Genomic DNA, 12,722 nt, shown 5'->3' with positions numbered 1-12,722 from the left:
TTAGAAGAAGTCGCTTTGGATGAATCCGAAATCCATCAACTCTGTGTCTTGCACCGGGTTGAAGGTGTTGATGCGGTTTTTGGCGGTCAGTGGCAGGGGTGGGTCGAGCAACGCATTGGTTTTGTCGTAGCCCTGGCCGATGACGGCAAAGATGATGCCGTTCCAGCCTTTTACAAAGTCTTCGACTTTGTAACGTTTATGACCGAGTACCGGATCTCCGATATATACCCAGCCCTTATGAACTCTTTGCATGACCACAAAATGTTTGTAGCCACGGATATCCATGAGTACCACCACCGGAATTCTGATTTCGCTCAAGGTTTCCGTCGCGACCCGATAGCCACGGGCCCGCATGCCGATACTCTCCACGTAACGCTTCATGTCGAGCATGGAGAAGCCCTGGACGCGGACAAGATCCTGGTCGGAGTGTGCCAGCATGCCTTCGATGATTTGTTCTTCGTCCACGTCCAGCCAATAGGCCTGGCGCAATATCGTCGCCAGCGCAGCGGCGCCGCAACTGAAGTCGGTTTTCTGTTGGACCAGGTCGGCAAACTTGCGCTCACGCACGCTTTGGATCGGCTTGAACACCACCGCGCCGCCCGGCAGGACGGAAAGCGGTATTTGTGCAGCCTCGCTCACACTGGCCACGCAAAGCAAAAATGCCAAGGCGATAATGCGCATAGTGGGACGCCTTCTGGTTTTGTTGAAAAAGGCCCCCGGAAGGGGGCCTCAAGAGACAACAATTAGAACGACTGGTTGGCAATGGACAGCGAGTTGCTTTGTTGGTTACCCACACCGGCAGCCACGTTGACGCCCAAGTTGCCACTGCCACCATTCACCGAACCGCTCAGGGTTGCAGTGTTGGTCACAGGGTTAGCCCAGCCAGTTGGAGTCAGCACTTGATAGGAGTAGGTGTTGCTCAAATCAAATGAACTGCTCTCACTGTAGCTTTTCGCTTTTGCGTACTCAGATTCGGACGACTTGCTGCCCGATTTTTCGTACGAGGAGGCGGACGATTTTTCCCACGATTTATCGAAGGATTTTTCGAACGAGGAGTCGGTGGAATGTGATTTCGATTTATCGATCGATACATCGAGCGATGCGTCAAGCGATGCGTCAAGCGATGCTTCGACACTCACACTGCGGCTGTGCTCGCGACGACCGTGATCCCAAGTAACAGTCTTGGACGCATCAAAATCAGCGGTCACATCAGCGTTCACATCAACGTTCAAATCAAAACTGCTGCTAGAGCTCCTGTCCGTGCTCCTGGAGCCGCTCACATCTACGCTTTTGGAACCGCTGGCCTCAGAGCTCCTGGATCCGGCCGCTTCCCAGCTCGAAGAAGCGCTTTGACTGCCGCTAGCCTCGAATGACTTCTCTTTAGAGAAACTACCGCTGGCCGTTTTGGTAAACGTCAGCGTATCCACGGTGTACGTCCGATCAGCGTTGTTATTCACTATCAGGCCAGGACCGCTTTGATTGGCAGAGGCGCTGGCTGATGCGTTACCCAGCGGGGAGTTGGAGTTGGCAATTGCCATGGTGTTTTTCTGTTGGTTGAGGTCGCCGCCAGCAATATTGATCCCCATATTGCCGCTGCTACCATCGGCCGATCCGCTCATCACGGCAGAGTTTTGGGTGCCGTAGTTGTAGACCTTGTTGTTGTTGCTGTATTGCGTGACTCGAGCGCTGGCGTCGGCATTGCCGAACACGAAGCTGTTATCGAGGCTGGAGGTGGAACCAGCGTTTGCGATGGCGGCCGCGTTGTCTTGTTGGTTGCCGGCGCCTGCTGCCACGTTGACGCCGACGTTGCCGCTCGCGCCTGAGGCAGAGCTGCTCATCTCGGCGGAGTTCTCAGTCCCTTCGTTGAGGATGCGGTTGCCGGTACTGCTCTGCCTGTCGTGCGCAGTGGCGGTCGCGTCGGTATAGATCCTTGTTGGAGGAGGATTGTGGTGACCGTTGTGATGACCATTATGGTGACCACGCCGATCGTTCTGTCCAGCTTGTGCAGCAACAGCCAAGACCGCAGCGATTGCAAAAACCAGAGGTTTTATTGCCATCGAAGGTTTCATGGTGGTTCTCCGTACTTATTTTAGGTTAAGTGTTGTACCTACCTGTTTGGGTCAATCCATGACCCGTACGCTCAGGGTGTTGGCCGTTCGGTTTCCCACCCCGGCGCTCTGATTCAACTGGATCACCCCACGGCTACCGGTGAAGGCCTGATCGCTGGTAGCGACCTGGCGATAGCCTGGTGCAGAGTCAGTTGGATCGGAGTTGTTGATCAGCGCCACGTTCTGTTGCCTGAGGACGCTGTCGTCGATACTTTGCGGCTGTGTGCCAATGCTTATCCGCAGGGCATTGGCTTGCTGGTTGCTGGCGCCCGCGCTCTGGTTGACGCCCAGTACGCCGTTGCCGTGGCTGAAGGAATCGCCTTGAATGCTGGATCGAGCATCGATCCTGGGGTCGACCACCGTGTGCAGCCGTTGGCGAATCTGTGTGGTCGCGCTGGCTCCATGACCAACGGCGATGGCCCGGGCGTTAGCCTGTTGCTGTAGATCGCCGGCAGCCTGGTTGACGGCGAGATTGCCCTGGTACTGCGTGCCCGAACCGTCGATGTCGGCGTTGTTGATGACGGGAGGTTGGGCAAAGGTCGATGCACTGCAAAACATGGCGATAATCAGCAGCGTACGATTCATCTTAACGGTCTCCCGTTATGACTCTCAGAGCACCCAGGCCTTGCTGGACGCTTGAATTGACCATGTTGGCAATACCGTTGCCGGCATTTCCCGAACGTCCAGCAGGGAGGTTGGAAAGCTGGGTCTGGTTGCTGACATTGCCGCCCAGGTTGTTGGTGTTTTGAGTGACCAGGCGGGAGATGCCTGCACCACTGGCGACACCGGCAAAGTCGCCGTCGCTCAACTCTTTCGTTTGACTGATGATTTGTTTGGACGGGTTGGCATTGGCGGTCGTGGGGCTGGGGTCGGGCATCACCGGCGCACGCGTTGCCATGCGCGGTTGGACATCACGTTTGATAATGATGATGCCGTTGTCAGCTTGTACAGGCAGGCAGACACTTGAGCCCAGTGCGCATCCGATCAGCAGGAGGCTATAGATGTTGTTTTCAAGTTTCCACACGACGGCAATTCCTTCTGTAAGTGGAACGCTGGCCCTTATCAGCGTTGCGAGGTAGAGAGCAGAAGGTGTGCCGGTTTTTGTTTATCTTTTAAAAACAGTTGGTTGGCTTTAATTGTCGAGATGGTCAAAAAATTTTGTAACGCCATTGAGACAGAGCCACGCAAAAACGCCGTCCAAGCTGGCGGTATTGCTCGCTAAGAGCGCTGAAGGCGGGTTGTATCAGTGGTTTAACATTTTCTTGCTGAGGTGCCAGAGCCGCTTTAGCTCGCGGGTTTGCGCAGGGGATGGTGTTTCAGGAACGGACATTGGCGGCAGGGCGGGGTATTCCGCTGGTCAGGCCTTGAGCAAGCGCGTCACAGCCTCGAATGCCGCGTCCTTGCGTTGTTGCCAATCACCTTGCAGCACTTGGCAAGGCTGGTGGTGCAGGTCAAGCCATTGGCGGCTGGCCTGGAAAAACGCCTGGCGTTCTGCCAGTTGCGGTTGGCAACGCTGCCCGTCGTCATGCCAGGCCACGGTTTCAGGGCTCAGCAATAAATGCAGGTCGTAGTGCCGTGCCAGCAATGCTTGCTCGATCCACGTCGGGCAATCGCCAAACAAAGTTCGACTCCAAAGGATATTGCTTAATAGGTGTGTATCGAGAATCAACAGGGATGGTTGTCTGGCGCGTGCTTCATCTTCCCATCTCAGCTGGCCATGTGCTATGCATGCAATGTCATCGTAGCAGGTTTCCCGGGCTTCGCTTTCGATGAAGCGCCGAACGTACTCACCGACCAATATGCCGCCAAAATTGGCGTGAATCTCACTCGAAAGCCAGCTTTTGCCACTGGACTCAGGGCCTGTGAGTACCAGAACTTTCATGTGCGCAACGCCGGATCGGCCCGCCATTCCCGCCAGCCTTGCACGGCAATCAGGGCGAACAGCGCGTAGAGCCCGGCGGTCAGGTACAGGTCTTTGTAGATAAACAGCCCGACGAAGATCACATCCAGGGTGAACCACAGCGGCCAGCATTGAAGGCGTTTTTGCGCCATCCATAACTGCGCCACCAGGCTGAAGCCAGTCAGTGCCGCATCGAGCCAGGGTTGTGCGGCATCAGTCCAGTTCGCCATTGCAGCGCCCAGCAACAGACTGCCGACCGCGCCAACGAGCAGACTCAGAGCGACCGATTTACCGTCGAGCAGGCTGACCTGCCGACCATGACGCGCGTCCCCCGCATGCGTCCACTGCCACCAGCCATAGAGCTGCAATGCGGCGTAGATCACCTGCAGGAGCATGTCCGAGTAGAGCTTCACCTCAAAAAAGATCCAGCTATAAAGCAGCACCATGACCAGACCGATCGGCCAGCACCAAGGGTTCTGTTTGACCGTCAACCAGACGGCAATGACACCGAGGGTGGCGGCAAACAGTTCAAGCCCGGACATGGAGGTTCCTTGGAGGAAGTCGAAGAGGAGCGGATTGTAACGGCAGGCGCTGCCAAGTAGAACCGGCATGCGCCGCCCTGTGTAGCAGCTGCCGAGCCCGCGAGGCTGCGTTCGGCTGCGCAGCAGTCGTGAAATCAGACACAGCGGTGTGTCAGAAAAAACTCGCAGACAGGATTGACGACTGCTCCGCAGCCGAACGCAGCCTCGCGGGCTCGACAGCTGCTACACAGGGCTCGTCGTTACACCCGGAACTGCTTGAGCAGCCCGTTCAATTGCTCACTCAATTCCTTCAGATGAACGCTGGCCACGCTCGACTGTTCGGCCGCCAGCGCCGTGCTGTGGGACAAGCCGGCCGCCTGGGTGACGTTCTGGTTGATGTCCTCGACCACATGCGCCTGTTGCAAGGTTGCGCTGGCGATGGAAGCGTTCAACCCGTTGAGGTTGCGCAGCGCCTGGGCAATGGCATTCAGACTTGCGCCGGCCAGGCCGGCCTGCTCGATGGTCAACTGCGATGCACGGCTGCTGTCGCCGATGACTTTGACCGCCGCTTCGGAGTGGCTTTGCAGACGCTCGATCATCGACTGGATCTCGGCCGTGGACTTCTGGGTACGCTGGGCCAGCAGTCGCACTTCATCGGCCACCACCGCAAAACCGCGACCTTGCTCGCCGGCCCGGGCGGCTTCGATGGCCGCGTTGAGGGCCAGCAGGTTGGTTTGCTCGGCGATGGAGCGGATCACTTCGAGGACGCTGCCGATCTGCGTGCTTTCGGCGGCCAGGGTGCGAATCACTTCCACCGCCTGATCGATGGTCGACGACAGCTTGTCGATCTGTTGCAGGCTGCCATCGATGTTGACCTGGCCTTGCTGCGCCTGAGACTCGGCGTCGCGCATTTCGCTGGCGGCGTGCTCGGCGTTTTTCGCAACGTCGTGTACGCCATACGTCACTTCATTGATGGCTGTGGCCACCAGTTCCATTTGCTGGGACTGTTGCTGACTGCGTTGCTGGGCCTGGGCGGCGTCGTTGCCCAGTTCGCTGGAAGACTGGCCCAGGGCACTGGCGGACACTTGCAGTTCCCTGATCACCAGTCGCAGCTTGGCGGTGAAGGCGTTGAAGTGGCGTGCCAGTTGCGTGACTTCATCCTGGCCATGGGTGTCGAGGCTGTGGGTCAGGTCGCTCTCGCCGCTGGCGATGTTGGCCATGGCGTTCACGGTTTCCTGCAGTGGACGCACGATGCTGCGGGCAATCAGGATGACCAGCAGCGCCATGATCAGGGCAATCACCAGCCCCACGAACGAGGCTTTCCAGACCTGGCCATAGAACTCGGCCTGCATGTCATCGATATACACACCTGAACCGATTACCCATCCCCAGGGCTCGAAGAGTTTGATGTAGGAGGTTTTTTCTACCGGCGCGCTGGCGCCCGGCTTCGGCCAGCGATAGTCGACCGTGCCGGCACCCTTGGCCTTGGCGACGGCGACCATTTCGTTAAACAGGGCAAAACCGTCCGGGTCGCGGATCGCCGAGAGGTTCTGGCCATCGAGTTTCGGGTTGGCCGGGTGCATGATCATCACCGGCGTCAGGTCATTGATCCAGAAGTAGTCGTTCTGGTCATAGCGCAGGCCGCGAACGGCGCTCAGTGCCTGCTTCTGCGCCGCGTCGCGGGTGAGCGTGCCGGCGGTTTCGAGGTTGTGGTAATAGGTCAGAATGCCACTGGCGGTTTGCACCACATGCTGGGTTTTCTGGGCCTTGGCGTGGTACAGGTCATCGTGAATCTGCTTGAGCATCAAGACGCCCAACGTCATTAGCATCAGGACGGCCACGATCAAGATGAGCCACAACCGTCGGCTGATCGACATACTGCGCAAGCTGTTCATAACGCTGTCACTCCGATTTCTTTTTCTTGTAATAAATGATCGCCAGCATCCAACCACACTTTGCCAATCGGTTATATCCGACCCCAGTCCAATAACGCGGCAGCGTTAATCAGACTTGTCTGATAGGATTTCGGCCCCGCATGGAAAAACCTGAATCCAAGTTGATTTTTCACGGAATTTTTATGGTTTCGGCTGGATTCTATGCGCGCGGTGCAGCAGCGACGCTGACCGCAGTCAACGTTCTGAAAAAAATATTTACGGGGCATGCCGTGGCGCATCGCTTCTTGGGGGATTGATGGATCTTTGGACTGCCTTTTCGGCATTGATTCTTGGGGTTGTAGAAGGGCTGACGGAGTTTTTGCCGATTTCCAGTACCGGCCACCAGATTATCGTGGCTGACCTGCTGGACTTCGGTGGCGAGCGGGCCATGGCCTTCAACATCATTATTCAGTTGGGGGCGATTCTGGCGGTGGTGTGGGAGTTTCGCCGCAAGATATTCGATGTGGTTATCGGTTTGCCGACACAGCCGAGCGCTCGACGCTTTACCGCGAACCTGCTGATCGCCTTCCTGCCAGCCGTGGTATTGGGGGTGATGTTCGCTGATCTGATCCACGAGTATCTGTTCAACCCGATCACCGTGGCCACGGCGTTGGTCGTGGGCGGTATCGTCATGCTGTGGGCTGAGCAGCGTCAGCATGAAGTGCATGCCCACACCGTCGACGAAATCACCTGGAAAGACGCCCTGAAAGTTGGCTTTGCCCAGTGCCTGGCAATGATTCCCGGGACCTCGCGTTCCGGCTCGACGATCATTGGCGGTTTGCTGTTCGGCTTGTCGCGCAAGACCGCCACCGAGTTTTCTTTCTTCCTGGCGATGCCGACCATGGTCGGCGCGGCGGTGTACTCGGGCTACAAGTATCGCGACCTGTTCGTTCCGTCTGATTTTCCGGTGTTCGCGATCGGTTTCGTCACGGCGTTCATCTTCGCGATGATTGCCGTCAGAGCCTTGCTGGTGTTCATCGGCAGCCACAGCTATGCGGCGTTTGCCTGGTATCGCATCGCGTTCGGCCTGGTCATCCTGGCCACCTGGCAGTTCGGCTGGGTCGACTGGACCGCGGTCAAGCCATGAATGACGCCAGCGCGCGCAACAACCCCGGACGCAAACCCGCAGGAGAGGTCCGCAATCTTCAGCTGAAACTGTTGGTGTTTGCGGTCCTGTGCGCGCTGCCGATGTACGGCTCGATGTCGTTGTGGCTGCGTGGGGTTTCGGTGATTCCGTTGGTTGCGTACGGGGTCGTCAGCCTGCTGGCGTTCTTGCTGTACTGGAGCGACAAGCGCAAGGCTCGTGCCGACCATTGGCGCACACCCGAGAACGTGCTGCATGCGGTGGAACTCGCCGGCGGCTGGCCAGGTGCCTTACTGGCCCAACAGGTGTTTCGGCACAAGACGCGCAAAGTGTCGTTTCAGCTGTTGTTCTGGATCATCGTGCTGCTGCACCAAGTGTTCTGGATCGATCAACTGTTTCTGGGTGCAAATCTGCTGGCATTGATTTAAAGCAGCAGTCCGACCTGGGTGCGCTTGGGCAACTTGCTCACCACCAATTGATGGGAACGCTGCAACAAGCCTTGCAACTCTTCAGGGCCCAACGGGTAGGGCGTTTCCATGATGATCCACTGAGCCCGCGCCAGATACGGCGCCGGGCGGATTCCCGGGCGGTCGCAATGACCGAGAAACAAATCCTTGTCGACCTTGAAGGCCAGGGATTCGCCTCGCAGATTCTGCAAGGCGAACATCTTGTTCCCCGCAATCGAAAACACTCGTACGCCACCCCACTTGTAGTCTTCCCGCGCACCCGGCAGCGCGAGACAGAATTGCGCGACATCCTCTTCGCTCATACGTCCAGCCTTCATATCAGTCGGTCCCCACAGGCATTGAATGATTCGATCAAATGGTCGAGCCAGGCGCGTACGGCCGGCATCACCCCGCGTCGATGAGGGTAGACCGCTTGCAGCCAGCCGCCAGGCAGCGACCAATCGGGCAGCAATTGCACCAGCGAGCCGTTTTCCAGTTCCTGCTCGCAATACATCATCGGCAGCATGGTAAAACCCTGGCCGGCGAGGGTGCAGGCCTTGCGCACGATAAAGTCATCGATGCCCAATCGCGCTTCGAGGGTGAGATCGCAGCTTTTGCCCTGTTGGTCGAGCAGGCGGATATGCACCAGGCGGTCGGCTTCCAGGGCGCCGAGCACGGGCAGGTTTTTCAGGTCTTCGGGGTGGTTGATTTCACGTCCGTGCAAGAACGCGGGGCTGGCGACCATCGCCATCTGCGCCTGGCGCAAACGTCGGGTGACCAACAGCGGATCCTCATCGCCCAAATCACGCACCCGCAGCGCCACATCGACGCCCTCGGTCACCAGGTCGACGCGGCGGTTGAGCAGCATGACTTCCAGTTGAACCTGAGGGTACTTTTCAAGAAATTTGCTGATCACCGTCGGCAACATCTCATGGGCCAGACCAACCGGGCAGGACACCCGCAAGCGCCCCCGAGGTTCGCTGGACATGCTGGCGACGGCTTCATCCGCCATCTCTGCTTCCAGCAGCATCGCCTGACAGTGCCGCAGGTAACGTTCACCCACGGCGGTCAACTTCAGTTGTCGGGTGGTGCGTTGCAGCAGGCGCGCGCCGAGGCGCTCTTCCAGCTCGGCGATACGCCGCGACAACCGCGACTTGGGAATTCCGAGCAAGCGCCCGGCCGCCGCGAAGCCACCGGCTTCAACCACCTTGGCGAAGTAGTAGAGATCATTGAGGTCTTGCATGGTGTGAACTCGATTGTTCTATCAGTGGGACGAACTATCGCATTGTTGCAGTCTAATCAGCTATTGGTTTCGCCTGTAGGATTCTCCCCATCAGATCGCCTTGTAGCGATCCTCACCTGGAGATCCCACATGAAACTGCTGCATATCGATTCGAGCATTCTTGGTGACAACTCGGCTTCCCGTCAGCTGAGCAGCGAAGTCGTTAAAGCCTGGCAAATCGCCGAGCCGGCTGCCGTGGTGACCTACCGCGACCTGGCCGCTGATGCCATCAGCCATTTTTCCGCCACGACCCTGGTTGCCGCCGGCACCACCGCTGAACTGCGCAACGCCGCCCAGCAACACGAAGCCGAGCTGAGCGCCACCACCCTGGCCGAATTCCTCGCCGCCGATGCCGTGGTGATTGCAGCTCCGATGTACAACTTCACCATCCCGACCCAACTCAAGGCCTGGATCGACCGCATCGCCGTTGCCGGTCAGACCTTCCGTTACACCGAAGCCGGCCCTGAAGGCCTGTGCGGTGGCAAGAAAGTCGTGATCGTATCGACTTCCGGCGGTCTGCATGCGGGTCAGGCGACTGGTGTTGCTCACGAAGACTACTTGAAGGTGCTGTTCGGCTTCATCGGTATCACTGACATCGAGTTCGTCCGTGCCCATGGCCTGTCCTACGGTGACGAAGTCCGCACCAAAGCCATGAGCGACGCTCACACGCAAATCAGCGAGCAGTTGTTCGCCGCTGCGTAAGGCTTCTGTAAAGAAAATCAAACAGCTCAAGCAACACCCAAAAAACTCTGTATTCTGATCACGCAAGTGCCAGATACGGAGTTTTTTGTTTCTAGCTGTTTCGGAATTTCATAAAATAGTGGCCCGTGTTATGCAGTCGAGGGTTAACGTCCCCGGTCAGTAGCCAGGTGGAGCCTCCCATGGTGCGTCTTTGTGCAACCTTACTGTTTTGCCTGCTCAGCAGCCTGAACTCAGTGCACGCCGCGCCTGCGCCGCATCCTCACTGGAGCGTCGGCTTCCATGAGATGAGCTTTCTCGACCCTCTGGACTTGCAGCCGATGCGCGCCATCGCCTTCTATCCCTCCAGCGACAAGGAACACTCCAGCATCCTCGAGGGCTACACGGTCGAAGCGGGGGAAGACACCCGAGTCGCCATCGGCCGTTTCCCGCTGCTGATGCTGTCCCACGGCAACACCGGAACCCCGCTGGCCTTAAACGATCTCGCCACGTCGCTGGCACGCAAAGGGTTTGTGGTGGTGGCGGTGATCCATCCCGGCGACAACTCCAAAGACCACAGCCGCCTCGGTACGTTGAGTAACCTTTACGGTCGGCCCATCCAGATTTCCGAAGCCATTACCGCGACGCTTGGCGATCGAATGCTCGCGCCCTTCGTCAATGCCGATCAGGTCGGTGTGATTGGTTATTCGGCTGGCGGGGAGACGGCGCTGATTCTGTCCGGCGCGACACCCGACCTGGACCGTCTGCGCCGCTATTGTCAGGAACGCCCGGACGACCGCGATGCCTGCAACACCCAAGGCGAATTGATTGCTGACCGCGATGACTTGCAACCGGTGGCTGACCCGCGGGTTCGCGCCTTGTTGCTCATGGCGCCGCTGAGCCTGAAGTTTGGCCGCCATACTCTGGCCGACGTGCATGTGCCAGTGCTGCTCTACAGCGGCGACGGCGACAAACTGGTGGCATTCGACAAGAATGCCGCCGCCCTCGCGCGTAAACTGCCGGTCGCACCGGACTTCAAGTTGCTGGCCGGGGCAGGGCACTTTGTGTTCCTGGCACCTTGCAACGAAGAGCAGATCCTCGCCATGCCGGCGCTGTGTACCGATGCCGATGGCGTAGACCGCAAAGACATCCATCGCACCATGGTGTCCGAAGCCGGGCGTTTCTTCTCTCACGCGCTTGGCAAACCGACCCGGGCCGGAATGCAGACAGCCGATCAATAAGATAGTCCTGTAGGAGCTGAGCTTGCTCGCGATGGCGGCCTGTCTGACGACTCAGTATTGAATTTGACGCCGCCATCGCGAGCAAGCTCAGCTCCTACAGGGATTGCAGTGTCAGGCCATCGCGCGGCGTTTCAGTAACAGGGTCAAACCGAGTCCTGCCACCGACAACAACGCCGCGCTGAAGAAAATCCACGTGTACCCCAGGTTCAACGCCACCGCGCCCATCAACGGCCCGGCAATCGCCAGCGCCAGATCGAAAAACACCGCGTAAGCACTCAGTCCCGCCCCTCGGCTGGAGTTGGGCACTTGCTTGATCGCTTCGACCCCCAGCGCCGGATACACCAGCGACAGACCGAACCCGGTCAGGCCTGCGCCGATCAGCGCATAACCGGTCGAAGGCGCCAGCCACAGCAACACCAGGCCCACCGTTTCAATGCTCATACAGGCAATGGCCGAGGTGAATCCGCCAAAACGGCTGATGCTAGAGATGAACAACAGCCGCGCCAGAATGAAACACACGCCGAACACCGTCAGGCAATAAGCCGCGCCGGCCCAGCCACGGCTGACGTAGTACAGGGTAATAAAAGTGGTCAGGGTGCCGTAACCGATGGAGGCGAGGCTCAGGCTCGCACCGAACGGCGCAATGCGCCCGAACACCGCCCAGAACGGCAGGCGCTCGCCGCGAATCACCGGCACCGAGGGTTTGTTACGGATCAGCAACAGTGCCGCCAGCGCCAGCACCGACAGCGCGATCCCAAGACTCGCGAACCCCAGCTCGCCGACCATCACCACCCCCAGCGGCGCACCAATGGCGATGGCGCCGTAGGAGGCGATGCCGTTCCAGGAGATCGATCGCGCAGTATGTTCAGCGCCCACCTGACCCATGCACCAACTGATGGTGCCGACCCCGATCAATCCCTGGGCAATCCCCAGCAACAAACGGCCGGCGATCAGGACCAACAGGCTCAGCAATGGAAGACTTTGCAGCAGCGTTGAAATCAACGTCAGCACGCCGCTCAACACAATCCCTAATAACCCGTAAACAATCGCCTTTTTGGTGCCGATGCTGTCCGACAGGCGTCCGGCCATCGGGCGGCTGAGCAGGGTGGCCAGGTACTGCGAGCCGATGGTCAGCCCCGCGATGATCGCACTGAAACCCAGCTGTTCGTGGACATAGCCGGGCAACACTGCAATCGGCAGGCCGATGCAGAGGAAGGCAATAAAGGTATAGAAGACGATAGAGACGATCTGCAGGGTGATCGCCATGGAGCTTTGTGGTGGCAGTTGCTGCACAGACATGAGGGCTCGTTCGCGGGCGGCGGTAGGAGAACTGCATCATGGCTTGCATGGAAAATAAAAGGAAGCAGGCTAACTATATTGGCTTTGAATTTTGCGGTGTTATTGAGGGCCTCTTCGCGAGCAAGCCCGCTCCCACAGTGGAACGCCTTTCACATGTGGGAGCGGGCTTGCTCGCGAAGGTCTCGGCACCAAAACATCCCATGTCCCTGAAATGCAAAAAGCCCCGTCA

At 58.3% G+C, this 12,722-nt stretch carries 15 protein-coding genes; 5 read left to right on the top strand and 10 right to left on the bottom strand.

Annotation, left to right across the window (positions count from 1 at the left end; all coding sequences use genetic code 11):
• The 7 genes from CKW16_RS19755 to CKW16_RS19720 all read right to left on the bottom strand — a co-directional run bounded on the left by CKW16_RS19755 (position 1) and on the right by CKW16_RS19720 (position 6,424).
• Complete coding sequence (locus CKW16_RS19755) at positions 1–681, bottom strand: C39 family peptidase (protein ID WP_095129939.1); 681 nt, start codon at positions 679–681, stop codon at positions 1–3.
• Positions 682–743: 62 nt separating this feature from the next.
• On the bottom strand, positions 744–2,069 hold the full coding sequence (locus CKW16_RS19750; RefSeq protein WP_095129937.1) for a heme utilization protein: 1,326 nt from the start codon (positions 2,067–2,069) through the stop codon (positions 744–746).
• Positions 2,070–2,120: 51 nt separating this feature from the next.
• Positions 2,121–2,693 carry an adhesin gene (locus tag CKW16_RS32340; protein ID WP_095129935.1) on the bottom strand — a complete coding sequence of 191 codons (573 nt, stop codon included), beginning with the start codon at positions 2,691–2,693 and terminating at the stop codon, positions 2,121–2,123.
• A 1-nt stretch (position 2,694) separates the two neighbouring features.
• Positions 2,695–3,132 (bottom strand): hypothetical protein, encoded by a 438-nt coding sequence (locus CKW16_RS19740; RefSeq protein ID WP_095129933.1) that lies wholly within the window; start codon positions 3,130–3,132, stop codon positions 2,695–2,697.
• A 333-nt stretch (positions 3,133–3,465) separates the two neighbouring features.
• Complete coding sequence (locus CKW16_RS19735; RefSeq protein WP_095129931.1) at positions 3,466–3,990, bottom strand: AAA family ATPase; 525 nt, start codon at positions 3,988–3,990, stop codon at positions 3,466–3,468.
• A complete protein-coding gene (pnuC, locus tag CKW16_RS19730; RefSeq protein ID WP_095129929.1) occupies positions 3,987–4,550 on the bottom strand; it encodes a nicotinamide riboside transporter PnuC in 564 nt (187 codons plus the stop codon). Before pnuC ends, CKW16_RS19735 begins: the two co-directional genes overlap by 4 nt.
• Positions 4,551–4,789: 239 nt before the next feature.
• Positions 4,790–6,424 (bottom strand): methyl-accepting chemotaxis protein, encoded by a 1,635-nt coding sequence (locus CKW16_RS19720; protein ID WP_095129927.1) that lies wholly within the window; start codon positions 6,422–6,424, stop codon positions 4,790–4,792.
• 140 nt (positions 6,425–6,564) lie between these two features.
• On the opposite strand from CKW16_RS19720, the gene CKW16_RS32335 reads away from it, so the two are divergent.
• Genes CKW16_RS32335 through CKW16_RS19710 form a run of 3 tightly spaced genes read left to right on the top strand, consistent with a single transcriptional unit; the run spans position 6,565 to position 7,975 of the window.
• Entirely contained in the window at positions 6,565–6,720 is a 156-nt protein-coding gene (locus tag CKW16_RS32335; RefSeq protein WP_176471576.1) for a hypothetical protein, read from the top strand.
• On the top strand, positions 6,720–7,550 hold the full coding sequence (locus CKW16_RS19715) for an undecaprenyl-diphosphate phosphatase (protein WP_095129925.1): 831 nt from the start codon (positions 6,720–6,722) through the stop codon (positions 7,548–7,550). The genes CKW16_RS32335 and CKW16_RS19715 overlap by 1 nt, the downstream gene beginning before the upstream one ends.
• Positions 7,547–7,975, top strand: coding sequence for a DUF1294 domain-containing protein (locus CKW16_RS19710; RefSeq protein WP_095129923.1), 429 nt, complete (start codon positions 7,547–7,549; stop codon positions 7,973–7,975). Before CKW16_RS19715 ends, CKW16_RS19710 begins: the two co-directional genes overlap by 4 nt.
• Here CKW16_RS19710 and CKW16_RS19705 read toward each other — a convergent pair.
• Positions 7,972–8,331 carry an MmcQ/YjbR family DNA-binding protein gene (locus tag CKW16_RS19705; protein WP_008149946.1) on the bottom strand — a complete coding sequence of 120 codons (360 nt, stop codon included), beginning with the start codon at positions 8,329–8,331 and terminating at the stop codon, positions 7,972–7,974. The genes CKW16_RS19710 and CKW16_RS19705 overlap by 4 nt on opposite strands.
• Positions 8,328–9,236: a LysR substrate-binding domain-containing protein gene (locus CKW16_RS19700; protein ID WP_095129921.1), complete on the bottom strand. Its 909-nt coding sequence runs from the start codon at positions 9,234–9,236 to the stop codon at positions 8,328–8,330. Before CKW16_RS19700 ends, CKW16_RS19705 begins: the two co-directional genes overlap by 4 nt.
• Before the next feature lie 129 nt (positions 9,237–9,365).
• On the opposite strand from CKW16_RS19700, the gene CKW16_RS19695 reads away from it, so the two are divergent.
• Positions 9,366–9,977, top strand: a complete 612-nt coding sequence (locus tag CKW16_RS19695) for an FMN-dependent NADH-azoreductase (protein ID WP_095129919.1) — start codon at positions 9,366–9,368, stop codon at positions 9,975–9,977.
• A 179-nt stretch (positions 9,978–10,156) separates the two neighbouring features.
• Positions 10,157–11,194 carry a dienelactone hydrolase gene (locus tag CKW16_RS19690; protein ID WP_095129917.1) on the top strand — a complete coding sequence of 346 codons (1,038 nt, stop codon included), beginning with the start codon at positions 10,157–10,159 and terminating at the stop codon, positions 11,192–11,194.
• 111 nt (positions 11,195–11,305) lie between these two features.
• Here the strand turns inward: CKW16_RS19690 and CKW16_RS19685 are convergent, their stop codons facing one another.
• A complete protein-coding gene (locus CKW16_RS19685; protein ID WP_095129915.1) occupies positions 11,306–12,493 on the bottom strand; it encodes an MFS transporter in 1,188 nt (395 codons plus the stop codon).
• Between the last annotated feature and the right edge of the window lie 229 nt (positions 12,494–12,722).

This window comes from Pseudomonas sp. Irchel s3h14 (genome assembly GCF_900187425.1).
Taxonomy (GTDB): Bacteria; Pseudomonadota; Gammaproteobacteria; order Pseudomonadales; family Pseudomonadaceae; genus Aquipseudomonas.
Note: the sequence above shows the minus strand (reverse complement) of the source record. Positions and strands in the feature narration are given on the sequence as shown.